At 67.1% G+C, this 15,382-nt stretch carries 12 protein-coding genes and 1 tRNA gene; 8 read left to right on the top strand and 5 right to left on the bottom strand.

What is annotated here, in order from left to right:
• Positions 1 to 19 precede the first annotated feature (19 nt).
• The 3 genes from crtI to JIM95_RS04585 all read right to left on the bottom strand — a co-directional run bounded on the left by crtI (position 20) and on the right by JIM95_RS04585 (position 2,800).
• Positions 20 to 1,663 carry a phytoene desaturase family protein gene (gene crtI, locus JIM95_RS04595; protein ID WP_200258241.1) on the bottom strand — a complete coding sequence of 548 codons (1,644 nt, stop codon included), beginning with the start codon at positions 1,661 to 1,663 and terminating at the stop codon, positions 20 to 22.
• Complete coding sequence (locus JIM95_RS04590; protein ID WP_200258244.1) at positions 1,660 to 2,433, bottom strand: glycosyltransferase; 774 nt, start codon at positions 2,431 to 2,433, stop codon at positions 1,660 to 1,662. The genes crtI and JIM95_RS04590 overlap by 4 nt, the downstream gene beginning before the upstream one ends.
• A 280-nt stretch (positions 2,434 to 2,713) precedes the next feature.
• Positions 2,714 to 2,800, bottom strand: a tRNA-Leu gene (locus JIM95_RS04585).
• A 346-nt stretch (positions 2,801 to 3,146) separates the two neighbouring features.
• Here JIM95_RS04585 and JIM95_RS04580 point away from each other — a divergent pair.
• The 8 genes from JIM95_RS04580 (at position 3,147) to crgA (ending at position 13,071) form a co-directional block, all read left to right on the top strand.
• Entirely contained in the window at positions 3,147 to 4,079 is a 933-nt protein-coding gene (locus JIM95_RS04580) for a DUF3662 and FHA domain-containing protein (RefSeq protein WP_200258247.1), read from the top strand.
• A gap of 68 nt (positions 4,080 to 4,147) precedes the next feature.
• Positions 4,148 to 4,603 (top strand): FHA domain-containing protein FhaB/FipA, encoded by a 456-nt coding sequence (locus JIM95_RS04575; protein ID WP_200258250.1) that lies wholly within the window; start codon positions 4,148 to 4,150, stop codon positions 4,601 to 4,603.
• Positions 4,600 to 6,147 (top strand): protein phosphatase 2C domain-containing protein, encoded by a 1,548-nt coding sequence (locus JIM95_RS04570; protein ID WP_200258253.1) that lies wholly within the window; start codon positions 4,600 to 4,602, stop codon positions 6,145 to 6,147. Before JIM95_RS04575 ends, JIM95_RS04570 begins: the two co-directional genes overlap by 4 nt.
• The gene (locus tag JIM95_RS04565) at positions 6,147 to 7,526 is read left to right on the top strand and encodes an FtsW/RodA/SpoVE family cell cycle protein (RefSeq protein WP_200258256.1); all 1,380 of its coding nucleotides are present in this window, start codon (positions 6,147 to 6,149) and stop codon (positions 7,524 to 7,526) included. The genes JIM95_RS04570 and JIM95_RS04565 overlap by 1 nt, the downstream gene beginning before the upstream one ends.
• A 3-nt stretch (positions 7,527 to 7,529) precedes the next feature.
• On the top strand, positions 7,530 to 8,981 hold the full coding sequence (locus tag JIM95_RS04560; RefSeq protein WP_200258688.1) for a peptidoglycan D,D-transpeptidase FtsI family protein: 1,452 nt from the start codon (positions 7,530 to 7,532) through the stop codon (positions 8,979 to 8,981).
• Between the two features lie 20 nt (positions 8,982 to 9,001).
• Complete coding sequence (locus tag JIM95_RS04555) at positions 9,002 to 10,570, top strand: serine/threonine-protein kinase (protein ID WP_200258265.1); 1,569 nt, start codon at positions 9,002 to 9,004, stop codon at positions 10,568 to 10,570.
• Positions 10,567 to 12,612, top strand: coding sequence for a Stk1 family PASTA domain-containing Ser/Thr kinase (gene pknB / locus JIM95_RS04550; protein WP_267164824.1), 2,046 nt, complete (start codon positions 10,567 to 10,569; stop codon positions 12,610 to 12,612). The genes JIM95_RS04555 and pknB overlap by 4 nt, the downstream gene beginning before the upstream one ends.
• 192 nt (positions 12,613 to 12,804) lie before the next feature.
• Complete coding sequence (crgA, locus tag JIM95_RS04545) at positions 12,805 to 13,071, top strand: cell division protein CrgA (protein WP_200258271.1); 267 nt, start codon at positions 12,805 to 12,807, stop codon at positions 13,069 to 13,071.
• A gap of 693 nt (positions 13,072 to 13,764) precedes the next feature.
• Here the strand turns inward: crgA and JIM95_RS04540 are convergent.
• Positions 13,765 to 14,487 carry a rhomboid family intramembrane serine protease gene (locus tag JIM95_RS04540; RefSeq protein WP_234034586.1) on the bottom strand — a complete coding sequence of 241 codons (723 nt, stop codon included), beginning with the start codon at positions 14,485 to 14,487 and terminating at the stop codon, positions 13,765 to 13,767.
• A 204-nt stretch (positions 14,488 to 14,691) separates the two neighbouring features.
• Positions 14,692 to 15,219 carry a peptidylprolyl isomerase gene (locus tag JIM95_RS04535; RefSeq protein ID WP_200258274.1) on the bottom strand — a complete coding sequence of 176 codons (528 nt, stop codon included), beginning with the start codon at positions 15,217 to 15,219 and terminating at the stop codon, positions 14,692 to 14,694.
• Positions 15,220 to 15,382 lie beyond the last annotated feature (163 nt).

Genomic DNA, 15,382 nt, shown 5'->3' with positions numbered 1-15,382 from the left:
GTCAGTGTAGGTCCCGTGATCACTCCGACAGAGGGGCCGAGGAGCGGTCTCCCCGGAGTCGCTTGACCACGTTCTCCGCGGAGATCAGGCACATCGGCACACCGACCCCGGGCAGGGTCGTCGCCCCGGCGTAGTAGAGCCCCGCAACGAGTGCACTGGCGTTGCTCCCCCGCAGGAAGGCCGACTGTCGCAGTGTGTGCGCCGGCCCCAGGGCGCTTCCCCGCCAGGAGTTGTAGCGCTCGGAGAAATCACCGGGTCCGAGGGTCCTCCGGACGACGATCCGGTCCGCGAGGTCGTCGACCCCGATCCGTCGACCGATCTGGTCGATGGCGGCATCCGCGATGCCGTCGACGAGCGTGGCCGCCCGGGACCGGTAGGCGTCCCCGTGCCCGAGCTGGGGATCCGCGGGAACCGGAATCAGCACGAAGAGGTTCTCGTGACCGTCCGGTGCGACACCGGGATCGGTCGCCGAGGGCTTCGATATGTATATCGACCGGGACGCCGGGAGCCCGTCCTCGGGGAGAACACCCTCGAAGACCGCGTCGAAGTCGGCGTCCCAGTCGCGGGAGAACAGCAATGTGTGGTGCGCCAACTCCGGGAGTTCGCCCCGGACCCCGAGCATGAGCAGCACGGTGCCGGGACCCGGGTCGCGGGTTCCCCACCATTTCTCCGGGTAGCTTCGAAGCTCAGCGGGGAGCAGCGCGTTCTCGGTGTGATGGAGATCCGCGCAGCTGACCACGACGTCCGCGGGCACCTGCTCGACCGTGCCGTCCGCGCGCCGGACCCGCACACCGGTGGCTGCGGCCACCGGTCGTCGGAACCGGCCGAGGAGGACCGGTCCGGGGCTCCGACGGGCGCCGCTCGTCGTGATCTCCAGAACCCGTGTTCCGGTGACGATGTCCACCCCGGCACGTCGCGCCACCCGATCCAACGCCTCGATGACCGCCGCGAATCCTCCCATCGGGTACCGGACCCCCTGGTCCAGATCCGTGTGGCTCATCAGGTGGTAGAGCGCCGGCGTGGAACCTGGCCGAGAGGCCAGGAACACCGACGGATAGGTGAGGATCTGCCGGAGCCGTGTGTCCCTGACGTACCGGGCCGCGAATGCGCCGAGGGAGGTCGTCAACAGGGTCGCGAGCAGCCCCAGGCGACTGCGGACCTCCCTCGCGGTGAAATCCCTGACCCCGCTGAATGTCGTGTACAGAAACCTGTCGACGGCGATCCGGTAGGCGTCCGCGGCGGATTCGAGGTACCTGTCCAACGCGGCCCCGGCGCCCGGCTCGATCCGTTCGAACATCTCGACCGCCTCCGCCCGTCCCGCAGGAACGTCGAGCGGCTCGCGCGCCTCAGGATAGATCCGGTACGCGGGGTCCAGTGTCACGAGATCGAGTTCGTCTTCCGTCGAGGTCCCCATCAGCCGGAAGAAGTGGTCGAATGCGTCAGGCATGAGATACCAGCTCGGCCCCGTGTCCCACCTGAACCCGGGGCCATCCGCGACGGTGAGGCTCCCGGCCCGGCCCCCGGTCTCGACAAGGGAGTCGTACACGGTCACGGCCAGGCCTTCCCTCGCGAGCAGTGCCCCGGTGGCGAGACCCGCGACCCCGGCCCCGATGACCACCGCGGTGCGGGGGCGGCCCGCCTTCCGTCCGCCGGCGGCCGTCATCGTCGATCCTCCGCGGGCATGCGGTCGCTGCGGCGCGTGGAGGGTGATTCACTGAGCAGGTTCACCGCCAGGGTCCGGACCCCGTCCCTCACCTTTCCCGGGAGGCCGGGGCCGGGGCGTGCGGCCACGCACAGCTCCGGGGCGTACCAGATGGTTTCACCGGGCCGCACCGCGAAACTCAGGTGGACGTCCTCCGACACCCGGGCACCGGCCTCACGCACCGAGCGGCGGACGGAACACCACCAGTCACGGCGGAGACTGTAATTCATACCGTAGAACGGCTGATGGCCGAGGATCCTGCCGACCGATGCTCCGTGGGCCCTCCGATAGGCCCCGCTCAGCAGTTCACCCCGCCAACCGGGGATCTCGAGACGGGTCGGACCGCTGACCCCCACGACGGCGAAGCCCGGGGTCCGGGCGGAGGCACGGTCCCAGGCGGAGACCAGGCGCGCGAGATGATCCGGGGCCGGGGTGCTCCGGGGATTGACGCGGAGGAGCACCGGTCCGGAGGCGGCATCGAAACCGGCCCATGCGGGGAGGACCCCGGGGGCGCCGGACACCGTGATGACGTCATGGACGGCGGTGACCCCGGAAACCTCACCGGGGGTTCCGGGGTCCGTGACGACGATGATCTCCCGGGCGGGGAGGGTCTGCCGGCCGAGGCCGTCGAGGCATCGCCGCAGCAGTTCGGCATCGTGGCCGGCGGGAACTACGACGCTGATCGCCTGCGCCCCGACCTCCGGCCGGTCGGGTGATTCCGGTGACATCATCTACCTCTCTCCACGGTGTCCGCCAGTCGCGGAGCACTGGTCGACAGTGTAATCCGGATCATTTTCGCCGGTCCCCTGCACCGGTACGCGGACCCTGCGGGAGTCAGCGGGTGTGGTCGGATACGCGTGTCACGAACACCGACACCCCCGGCGCGGCCACACCCATGCGGTCCGACAGTGGAAACCCACCCCGGAATCGAACGACCGGTCCCTCAGAAACGACTGCAGCCGCAGGTCACGTGATCCGTGATCTGCGGCTGCAGTCGGCGTTAACCGCCGATGGTGGGCGAAGGGGGACTTGAACCCCCACGTCCCAAAGGGACACTGGCACCTGAAGCCAGCGCGTCTGCCATTCCGCCACTCGCCCGAGTGTTGGTCGCTGCGCAACTTCATGAAATATAGCACGCGCGCAATCCTGGTTGGCAAATTCCCTGTTCACGATCCACTTTCCGCGGCCGGGACCGGGACCGGACAGGTTCACCGGTGACCGGTCGGCCTACTGTCCCACCCCACCGGGCACCTATACTGGGCGAAAACACTGCGCAGACAGATCCTCTCCACGCCCCGAGACACCGGGCGTGGCACGGAACATCGACGGCATCCGGTGGACGCCACCTCGTTTCCTTCCACGGACCTGTCGCCCAGTACCCGCTGTCCCGGCAACCGGTCTACACCGGTCGGGGACAGTCGTCATACGGAGGAAGGTGGAAACGATGTCTGTCATGGACCGGATAGCGAAGCTGGACACCTCGCTTCAGCGTGGTCTGGACAACGGCTTCGCTTTCGTGTTCGGCGGAAAGGTCGTTCCCGGGGAGATTGATGATCTGCTGACCCAGCAGGCCGAGGACAATCTCACCCGGGGCGACGGTGACTGGATCGAGGCACCGAACGTCTACCTTGTCTCGGTCAGCCGGAAGGACTTCGACAATCTCCGCACCAGTCACCCCGACCTCCCTCAGGACGCGGCCGGCCGGATGAGTAGGTGGTGCCGGAACCAGGGCTTCGTCACCCTCGGGCCGGTCACCGTCCAGGTGCGGCAGGATCCGGGACTGCGGACGGGACAGCTGGGTAGCCACAGCCGGATCGACCGGAACCCCCGGGAGGAAACCGGTTATGTGGGGGACACCGGAAGCTCAGACAGACCGGATCGACACTCATCGGATGCATCCCCGGCGGACACCGGGACTCCCGGTATCCGGACCGGGACGAATTCCCCCGGAGCAGCCGTCCCGGACCCGGTTCGGCCGGCCGCTGACCCGCACCACCGCCCCGCCGCACCGGTGCCCCCCGCACCGCAGACCGGCGTGGCGGAGCCGACCGAACACATCTCCACCGGGACACCTGTCCAGCACGCCCCGCTCGTATCTCTTCTCCTGCAGGACGGCTCGTCCCGAACCTATCTCGTGCAGGAAGGGTCCAACATCGTCGGACGCGGTACAGATGTCGACTTCCGGCTCCCCGACATGGGCGTATCCCGCCGGCACGCGGAAATCATGTGGGACGGTCGGGACGCGGTCCTCGTCGATCTGCACTCCACCAACGGCACCACCGTCAATGACACCGACATCGACAACTGGCTCCTCGCCGACGGGGACGTGATTAAAGTGGGTCACTCCTACATCGAGGTCCGCATCACCGGCGGCTGACCGAACGGCACGTCCACCGCTCCACCGTCCACCACCCACCGTCGCAACACCCGCCAGGAGAAGAAGATATGGAATCAGTTGTGCTGCTCACCCTACGGATGGGGCTGCTCGTACTCCTGTGGTTCTTCGTGTTCATGGCGCTCCGTGCGCTGCGCAGCGATGTCCGCACCGCAGCTGGCGGACGGGGCGAGGGTGCCGCCGTCAGCGGACGACCACTCACCCGTCCCACGCCCCCCACCCGCCTGATGGCCGTCGGTGGACCGTCGGAAGGTACGTGGATCGAACTCACGGGTCTCAATGAGATCCTCATCGGCCGGGACCCCAACTGCACGTTCGTCGTCGGCGACGATTCGACGACGCGGCAGCACGCCCGGCTGTTCCGGCATTCGGACGAATGGTTCATCGAGGACCTGGCGTCCCGCAACGGGACCTTCGTCGGCGGGGTGCCCATCGAACAGCCTGAACGCGTCAGCACCGACACGAACATCGACCTGGGAACCACCACCGTGAGGCTCATACCGTGACCTGGAGACTGAACTACGCCACCGCGTCCGACCGCGGTCTCGTGCGCGGCAACAACGAGGATTCCGCCTACGCCGGCCCCCACCTGCTCGCGCTGGCGGACGGCATGGGGGGGCACGCCGCGGGCGAGATCGCCTCGCAGCTGATGATCGACCATCTCCGGCCCCTGGACGCCGATCCGGGCGACAACGACATGCTCACCCTGCTCGGATCCCTCGCGGACGACGGAAACCGCTCCATCGCGGACGAGGTGAGACGCAACCCGAACACCGAGGGCATGGGCACGACGCTGACCGCGCTCCTGTTCGCCGGTCAGCAGACGGCCCTGTGCCATGTCGGGGATTCCCGTGGCTACCGGCTCCGGGACGGAAAACTGACCCAGGTCACCACCGACGACACCTTCGTCCAGTCCCTCGTGGAGGAGGGGAAGCTCGATCCCGAGGATGTCTCGACACACCCCCAGCGCTCCCTGATCCTGAAGGCCTACACCGGACGTCCGGTGGAACCCCATCTACGATTCATCGACACCCGGCCCGGGGACCGGTTCCTGCTGTGCTCCGACGGTCTGTCCGATCCGGTCACCCACTCCACCATCGAGGAGACCCTCCGCACCGGTGGCCCGACCGAGGCCGCCCGGCGACTGGTTGACCTCGCGCTGAGGTCCGGGGGCCCGGACAACGTCACGGTCGTCGTCGCGGACATCATCGACACGGAACAGCTCGCCCCGGAGGAGGCGAAAGCTCTGCCGACCACCCCCGTGGTCGTCGGGGCCCTGAACACCGTCGATCCCGAGAGCCCCCGACCGGATACCGCCGCCGGCAGAGCCGCGCTGATGAGCGCCCGGCAGCCGCAGGAGATCTCCCCTTCCGGGCAGGCTTCCCCGCAACCCGTGGGCGCAGCCGCGGATGACCCGGTCCACGCCCCCGACAAGAGTTCCCCGCGACGCCGGTTCCGCTGGATCATCCCCGTACTGGTTCTGGCGGGTGCTCTCGCCGGCGGTGCCTGGTGGGGGTGGGGACAGGTGAACTCCACCTACTACGTCTCCGTCGTCGCCGACGGCGCCGCGGACAACGTGACGGACGGTGACATCGTCATCGAGCGCGGGATCGATCTCTCCGTTCTCGGTCGGCCCCTCCACAGCACCTACCAGGTCGTCTGCCTCGACACCGGCGGGAACGTCACCGTCGTCGGAGCCGCGGCCGGCGACGGCTGCAGCCCGTTCCACCTGGATGATCTCCCCGAGGCGCGGCGCGACTCGGTGACCTCACTTCCCTCGGGCTCCTATGACGAGGTCCTGCAGCAGCTCCGACGTCTCGGGGATGACGCTCTGCCGGTGTGCGTGACGCGGGAACCGGGGGAAGAGGCGGACCCCGGAGCCGAGAAGGACTCCACCGACGCCGGTGACTCACCCACACCCGGCGAGGAGGACGGGGCCACCGGGGAAACCGACGGCGCCGAACCCTCGACCGAACCATCGGTGGCCCCCCGCCGCAGTCCCGGCGATCTGAGTACGCCGGGCGTCAACTGCCGGGAGGTGACCTCCTAGTGGGTATCGTCGAGAGACTGAAGATGCGTCGGACGGAACGCTGGCTGATTCTGCTCGCCGCTCTCGTGATCCTCGTCGCCCGTGCGTCCCTGGCGGTCGCGCAGGGGGACGACCCGGCGACCGCCCTGATCCCAGTCGCCCAGTTCGCGGTGGTGTTCCTCGTCGTGCACCTGGTGCTCTGCTGGCTCATCCCCTACGCCGACTGCGTGATGCTGCCGGTGGTGGCGTTGCTCAACGGTCTGGGGATCCTCATGATCCACCGGCTCGACCCACTGCTCATCCCGCAGCGGGACGGCGGCGTCACGGAGGTCTACCTCGCCTCGGGTCAGCTCCAGTGGACGATGGTCGCCCTCGTGGTGATGATCGCGGTACTGCTGGTGATCCCGAACCACCGCGTGTTCACCCGCTACTCCTACCTGTTGGGTGGCCTCGGGCTGATCCTCCTGGCGCTGCCGATGGTGTGGCCGGGATCCTCCGGAAGTGACGCGAAGATCTGGATCTCCATCGGCCCCTTCTCCGTGCAGCCCGGCGAGTTCTCCAAGATCCTGCTGCTGCTTTTCTTCGCGCAGCTGCTGGTGAACAAGCGGGCCCGACTCAACGTCGCCGGTGCCCGGCTCCTCGGGCTGGACTTCCCCCGCCTCCGGGATCTCGGGCCGATTCTGCTCGTGTGGGCCATCGCGCTCGTGATCATGGCCGGAGAAAACGACTTCGGCCCGGCTCTCCTGCTGTTCAGTACGGTTCTCGGCATGCTCTATCTCGCCACGGGGCGGACCTCCTGGCTGCTGATCGGCGGTCTGCTTGTCGCCGTCGGCGGCTACGGTGTCTACACGATCTCGACGAAGATCCAGTCCCGCGTCCAGAACTTCATCGACCCGCTGGCGAACTACGACGGCACCGGCTACCAGCTCTCCCAGGCACTGTTCGGGATGAGCTGGGGTGGGATCACGGGAACCGGGCTGGGTGAGGGTTACCCGGACGAGGTTCCGGTGGCCCACACCGACTTCATTCTCGCCGCCATCGGCGAGGAGCTCGGACTGGTGGGTCTCACCGCGGTCCTCATTCTCTTCGCCGTCCTCGTCATCCGCGGTATGCGCACCGCCCTTCTCGTCCGGGACTCCTACGGCAAACTCGTCGCCGCGGGTCTCTCCCTCACCCTCGCCATCCAGGTCTTCGTCGTCACGGCGGGCATCTCCGCACTGATGCCGATGACCGGACTCACCACACCATTCATCTCCCACGGTGGTTCCTCGCTGATGGCCAACTACATTCTCGTGGCACTGCTTCTCCGTATCTCCGACACCGCCCGACGCCCGGCGCTCAGGACCACCGCTCCGGCGGGACCACCTGCGCCGGGACTGCGCCAGGAGGTGCGACGCTAGATGATCAACCGTTCAATCCGCGCGACCGCCGTCTTCACCATGCTCCTCATCGTGATCCTGGTGGCCAACCTGACCAGGGTCCAGGTATTCAGTGAGGACCGGTACGCGCACAACGCCCTGAACAAGCGCCAGTACCACGAGATGCAGTCGATACCCCGCGGTCAGATCTCCACCGACGGGCTCGTTCTCGCCCGGTCCGTGAAGGACGAACAGGGCAACTACCGGCGGGAGTACGTCACGGATCCCGTCGTCTACGGTCCGGTCGAGGGATATCTCTCGAACATCTACGGCGCCGCGGGCCTGGAACTCGGTTACAACGACATCCTCAACGGAACGGACTCTTCACTGTTCGCCTCACGGTGGATGGACACTCTGCTCGGTCGTACGCAGGCGGGCGCGAGCCTGGAGCTCACCCTCAATCCCGAGGCCCAGCAGGTCGCCTATTCGGGTCTCGCGGACCGTGGCTACGAGGGGGCGGTCGTCGCCATCCGCCCGAGCACCGGGGAGATCCTCGCCATGGCCTCCACGCCGAGCTTCAGTCCGGCTGCCCTGACGGATACCTCGACAGCGGACGCCACGTGGTCGAAGCTGACCTCGGACCCCGGCGCACCCCTCCTCAACCACGCGACGCAGGACGCCCTGCCACCGGGATCGACGTTCAAGGTCATCACGACCGCGGCCGGTCTCGCCGGTGACTTCACCCCCGACACACAGCTGACGGCGGCTGCCAGGACGACCCTCCCGGGCACCGAGACCACCCTGGAGAACTACGGTGGTCAGACCTGCGGTCAGGGAGCGACAGCGTCGCTCGCCACCGCTTTCGCACTGTCGTGCAACACGGCATTCGTCGAGCTCGGCGTGAAGGTTGGCGCCGATGCACTGCGGGAACAGGCGGAGAAGTTCGGTGTCACCGACACCTACGACCTCGGACTCCCGGCCATTCCGGGCACGGTCGGCCAGTTGCCGGATCCTGCGGCCGTGGGCCAGTCCTCGATCGGTCAGCGCGATGTGACGATGACGGTCCTCGAGAACGCCGTCGTCGCCGCGACCGTCGCCAACGGCGGTAAACGGATGAACCCGTACCTGGTGTCCCGCATTCTCGGTTCCGACCTGCGAACGCTGCGCAGCACCGACGCCCGCCAACTGAACCAGGCGATCAGTCCGGACGTGGCCGCACAGCTCACGGAGATGATGCGCGCCAGCGAGCGCAACACCGCCGGCTACACCGGAGCGGACATCGCGTCGAAGACGGGGACGGCCGAGCACGGTGAGGACTCCAGGAACTCGGATCCGCATGCCTGGTACATCGCCTTCGGCCCCTCCGAGAACGCCGATGTCGCCGTGGCCGTGCTCGTGAAGAACGGTGGCGATCGCGGTCAGGCCGCGACCGGCGGATCCGTGGCCGCGCCGATCGGCAGAGCCGTCATCGACGCAGTTCTCCGGTCGGGACGCTAGGAAAGGAAACGGTGAGCCCCATGTCGAACACCAATGAACCCCGGCGATCGTCCGGGGACAACCAGGGAATCGAACGTCTCCAGCGACTGATCGGTGGAGACTACCGACTGCGGTGGGTCATCGGGCACGGAGGCATGTCCACCGTGTGGCTCGCGACCGACGTCCGGAACAACCGCGATGTCGCCGTGAAAATCCTGCGTCCCGAGTTCTCGGACAACCGCGAATTCCTCGATCGCTTCCGCAATGAGGCGGCGTCCGCCGAACGGATCAATTCCGTGAACGTCGTCCGCACCTTCGACTACCGGGAGGTGCCCGACCCCGCCGGCCACACCTTCTGCTTCATCGTCATGGAGTACGTCCGTGGAGAATCTCTGGCGGACCTCATCTCCCGCAGGGGCCATCTCGACGAGGAACTCGCACTCGACGTCCTCGAGCAGGCCGCCCACGGGTTGTCCGTGATCCACCAGATGAACCTCGTCCACCGGGACATCAAACCGGGCAACATCCTCATCACCGAGGAGGGGCGGGTCAAGATCACCGATTTCGGCATCGCCAAGGCCGCTGCCGCGGTGCCGTTGACCCGCACGGGGATGGTCGTCGGAACCGCCCAGTACGTCTCTCCGGAACAGGCGCAGGGAAAGTCCGTCACGAGTGCCTCGGACATCTACTCCCTCGGTGTCGTCGGATACGAGATGCTCTCCGGCAGGCGTCCGTTCTCCGGGGATTCCTCCGTGTCCGTCGCCATCGCGCACATCAACCAGGCGCCCCCCCAGATCGGGAACTCCGTGTCGGCGCAGACCCGCGAGCTCATCGGGATCTCGCTGCGCAAGGACCCGGAACGGCGCTTCGCCGACGGCAACGAGATGGCGCTGGCCGTGCACACGGTCCGGTTGGGCGAGAGGCCCCCACAGCCACGTTCCGCCGCGATGGAGCGCAGGGCCCCCGCACCGACCCCGACGGAGTCGACCCGGATCCTCGGTCAGGTCACCAACCCGACGACCGTGCAGCCCGCGGTGGGAGCCACCCCGCCGCCGGTGCCGGTCCGTCCGGTCGTCCACCGGCAACCCCCGGCCCGGCAGTCAGCTCCCGTGGCACCGCCGCGCCGTGGTGGAGGTGGACTCATCGCGTTCCTCGTCGTCCTGCTCCTCGGTGCCCTGGCCGCGGTGGGCTGGCTGCTGGTCTCGACCGGTACGCTGAATATCGACGGGGTCACCGCTCGTACACAACCGACCAGCCCCGCGGTCACCCGGCCGTCTGAACCGGAACTGACCGTGGTCACCGAGATCAAGACCACCGTCGTGCCCGCTCCGGAGCCCACCCCCGAAACGACCCCGACGCGGAAGGCCCCCGAGGAGCCCACCGTGCGGAATACGACCTCGGCGCCGGTACCGACGCCGCCTGCGGTGCAGCCCACCCGGGAACCGGCCCCTCCGGCGGGTGATTCCGCTGGCGGCGCTGTTCCGACCGCGGAGAACGTGAGCGAACGCGCGGCCTCCGCCACGGGCGGCAACCCGGGTACCGTAGCCCGGATGGCGGCACCGAATCGATCCACGACAGACACCGGCAACCCCGGAGAGGAGACCCCGTGAGTGAGCACGTGCTCGGCGAGCGCTACGAACTCGGTGAGGTCATCGGTACCGGCGGCATGTCGGACGTCTACGCCGCGAAGGACACACTCCTCGGGCGTGAGGTGGCGGTCAAGATGATGCGCGCGGAACTGGCCCGGGACGTCAATTTCCGGGAGCGGTTCAGGCGGGAGGCCCAGAATGCCGGGCGGCTGAATCATCCGTCGATCGTCTCCGTCCTCGACACGGGCGAGACGGAGCTGAACGGAATCAGGATCCCGTACATCGTCATGGAACGGGTGCACGGGAGAACCCTCCGTGAGATCGTGCAGAGTGACGGCCCCATGCGCCCGGCGGAGGCCGCGCGGACGCTGCTGCCGGTCTGTGAGGCCCTGCAGTTCTCCCACGACGCGGGCATCGTGCACCGGGACATCAAACCGGCGAACATCATGATCACCAACACCGGGTCGGTGAAGGTGATGGATTTCGGCATCGCCCGTGCGGTCGACGACGCCACGTCCGCGATGACGCAGACGTCCGCGGTCATCGGCACCGCGCAGTACCTCTCCCCGGAACAGGCCCGGGGCAAGTCCGCCGATGCGCGGAGCGATGTCTACGCCCTGGGTTGCGTGCTCTACGAGACGGTGACGGGACGCCCCCCGTTCGAGGGCGAGTCCCCCTTCGCCGTCGCTTTCAACCATGTCCACGAGGACCCGGAACCACCGTCATCCTTCATTCCGGACCTGACTCCGACAGCGGCACTCAACGTCGACGCCGTTGTGCTGCTGACGATGGCCAAGCATCCGGCGGACCGCTATCAATCCGCGGCTGAGCTGGCCGAGGACCTGACCCGGTTGAGCCGCAACGCGGTGTCCAACGCCGCACGGAGTCACATGCGTCCGATCCAGGGTGATGAGCCGGACCGGACCCGGGTCATCCGATCGGAGAACGCCGCGACACGACAGGTGTCCCCAGCTCCCGCGCACGCAGCGGTCCCGCAGCACTCGGCGGCCGCATCCGGGGCGCGGACCAGCCATCGCCGACGCAGCGAGGAGGGGCCCCGGTACGCGGACAACGGCGGATCCGGGAACCGTGGCGTGTGGATCGGTGCACTGCTGGGGCTGGTGTTCGTCGCGGGAGCTTCGGTCTTCGCCTTCAACTTCTTCACCGGTGACACCAGCCCCGGTGGAGGATCCGGCACACCGGTCAGCGTCAATGCCGACGGAACGGTCACGATTCCGAACGTCGAGGGGAAGTCCCTGGCTGCGGCACGCAGATCACTCGAGGAGCTCGATCTCAGGGTCAACGTGACCATGCAACCGTCACCGGATGTCTCCGAGGACACCGCCATCTCGACGAACCCCGGTTCCGGCTCAACCGTTCAGCCGGGTTCCACGGTGACGCTTCTCGTGTCCTCCGGAACCGAGTTGACGCGGGTGCCCGATGTCGCCGACATGAACACCGAGGAAGCGGAACGGGCACTCGTGGAAGCCGGACTGGCACTCGATCCCGTGGTCCGGGAGGTGACCTCCGATTCTGTCGCGGAGGGCCTGGTCATCGACCAGGATCCAGCGGCCGGCCGGAAGGTGTCCAAGGGTTCCAAGATCAAGATCACGGTGTCCACCGGCCCGGAGACGGTGACCGTACCGAATCTCAGCGGTCTACCGGTGGAGGAGGTCCGTGGCCGCCTGGAGGGGATCGGGCTCGTTCCCGTCGTCCAGTCGGTCGCCTCCGATCTGCCCGTCGGGCACGTGACCGCGGTTCTCCGGGGTGGTACCGAGGTGTCCCGTGGCACCCCGATCACCGTCCAGGTCTCCGACGGTTCGATGTTCCGCATCCCCGATCTCACCGGCATGGATGTCAACCAGGCTCTCGCGGCGCTCCGTGCGGCCGGCTGGACCTCCCCGGACACCTCCCTGCTGCAGCAGCCGGTGCAGACCGGTGCGTTGATAGAGTCCGGCCAGATCGAGGGCCAGACCCCGCTGCCCGGTGAGTTGACGGGGAAGGATGCTCTGGTGAGCATCCGCGTCAAGCAGTTCGACCTGCTGAAGGCGATCCAGCCCTGATCCCGGTGACTCCACCACGGGCCGGGTGGAGTCACCGACGGGTGCTGGTAGATTGTCACCTATGTCCGGCACCCCACCGGTACCGATCACCTACCGGTGGTGGGTGGACGATTCCGTGGCACCGTTGGCTCGGAGCATGCGGGACCCGGGGTGTCCGTAGAAAACACATCACGCCAATCTGCAGAGGTAACCATGCCGAAGTCAAAGATCAACAAGACCACCGCCCCCGTGTCCGGCGGTGGAGCGAACCGTGTGCCGGTGAAGATCAACGCCAGCGGCACCCCGCTGTGGTACAAGGTCATCATGTTCGGTCTCATGCTGGCCGGGCTCGCCTGGCTCGTGGTCAACTACCTCGCGGGTACGCAGATCCCGCTCATGCTGGAGCTGGGACCGTGGAATTACCTCATCGGGTTCTCACTGTTCATCCTGGGCCTGTTGATGACCATGGGCTGGCGCTGAGGCGCGATCTCAGCCCCTCCGCCGGACGCCGGCGCAGCACATCGGATGCTGCGCCGGCGTCCGGTTTTCTCGTCCCGTCACCCGGTACCGCCACGGGCGTGGTCACCGGGACTGATGAAGGACCCCGAAGCGACGCAGCGGCCACCGGCGCGGTGGAGAGAACCGGCGAAGACCGCGGGTCAGCTCCGCCACACCCCGCCGCCCATCCGCCGGTGCTTCCCGGTCGCCCCCTTTCCCACCGGGGAGAACGCCACCCGACGGGTTGGACCCGTCCACGGACACCGGTGGGCGGCGGTACCGGGAGGCACCACGAACCGGGGACAGAGTTATCCACAGGGAACATGAGTTACACACAGATAATTTGTGGATAAACTCCTCCACATCGTGTGCAGGGTGTTATCCACAGGGTGTGGACAATTCTGTGGACGAATCTCGCGTACCCGTTCCCGCAGGGAAACACACAACCTGTGGACAACCCTGTGCACTGTTTCCACCGTTCGTACATGCTTTCGTTCCTGCACGGATAGTCGCAGTACACAACGGTTCCCGACACACACAGACGCGCCGAATCACAAAAATGTCATTATCCACACTGTGGACAACTCCTGTGGACAACTCCCGTCCCCCGGACGATCCACAGCAAACCCCCGACCACGGTGGAGAACGGGTCGGGGGTTGTCAACAGAGGGTGAATCAGAGCAGCAGTGCTCCCGGGTCTCCTGTGGAGAACTCCGCCACCCGAATCAGGACAGCGGCGACCGCGACAGCGCAGACGGCTCCGAGCCCGAGCCACCGGGCCGTGGTCCTCCGCGTACCGAACAGCGCGGCGGCGAGCAGCGCTCCCGTGGCCAGTCCCCCGAGATGCCCCCACAGGGACACCCCTGGGGTCATCAGGGTGTACGCGAGGTTGACGCCTATCAGAACCAGTGCGCCGCCCACCTGGGAATTCTTCCGGGAATAGGCGATCGCGACGAACACCGCCATCAACGCGTACACGGCGCCCGAGGCTCCCACCGTCGGATATTCCGGGCTCCACCAGAGAACCGTCGCCGATGCACCGACTGCGCCGGTGACGAGTATCCCGGCCGTCAGCGGTGAACCGAAGGTCGCCTCCGTCTCCCTTCCGATGAGAAAGAGCAGGACGACGTTGATCAGCATGTGACCGATGCCCGCGTGCAGGAGACCCGATCCGAGTGCCCGTAGCGGGCCAAACGCTGAATCGTCCATCAACGGGAGATACAGAATCCAGGCGTCACCGAGTCCACTGTCGTCGAGGTTCCCGGTGATCGACCGGGACTGTACCGCGGTGACGACGAAAACGAGGACGATCAGGACGACGGTTGCCGCGGACACCGGAGCCTGACGGTAGAGGTTCCGGGCCAACTGGGAGGGTGGGAGCGGTGGGGACGGGGACAAGACGGCCTCCGGAATCGGTCGCCGGATCCGGTTCTCGTCCGGTCCGGCTGCGGTCAGTGACGGTGGAATCGACCGCGCACGCAGAAGAAGACCCCGCCACACCGGTCGGCGGACCACCCGGTCCGGGCGATCCTGAGACGGTGCACGGGGCTCTTCTCGTGCGCGGTACCGGTCGTGTCGCGTTGGTCGGCACGACACGACGGGTCAGTCCGTGGTGATCTCCACGCTCTCGATGACCACGGGCTCGGTGGGTCGGTCCATCCGGTCGGTGGCCGTCGTGGCGATGGCGTCGACCACCTTCTTCGACGCCTCGTCGGTGACCTCACCGAAGATGGTGTGCCTGTTGTTGAGGTGCGGTGTCGGAACCACGGTGATGAAGAACTGGGAACCGTTCGTTCCCGGGCCGGCGTTGGCCATCGCGAGCAGGTACGGACGGTCGAAGGAGAGCTCCGGGTGGAACTCGTCGGCGAACTGGTAGCCGGGGCCACCTCGTCCGGTGCCGGTGGGGTCGCCGCCCTGGATCATGAACTGGTCGATCACACGGTGGAACACGGATCCGTCGTAGAACGGGCCGGTGGTTGATCCGCTGGCGTTGTTCGTCTTGTACTCACTCGTACCCTGCGCGAGGCCGACAAAGTTGTCGACGGTCTTCGGCGCGTGATTTCCGAAGAGATCAATGGTGATGTCACCACGGTTGGTGTGGAGGATCGCGGTCGCGGTCTTGGTAGTCATGGACTCCATGCTAGTCAACAGGCGTCAGCCGTGCTGGTTTCCACGCACCGCTGTGTCGTCGGAGCCCCCACGGACCGCCGTCCGGGGCTACGCTGGACACACCAACAGCCCGACGAGTGTTTCCGGTCGTACAGTCGGCGATTCGCCCCACCCTTTCCGACTG

The sequence above is a fragment of the Corynebacterium antarcticum genome, assembly GCF_016595285.2.
GTDB lineage: Bacteria > Actinomycetota > Actinomycetes > Mycobacteriales > Mycobacteriaceae > Corynebacterium > Corynebacterium antarcticum.
The sequence above is the reverse complement of the archived record's forward strand: the minus strand, read 5'-3'. Positions and strand labels throughout refer to the sequence as shown.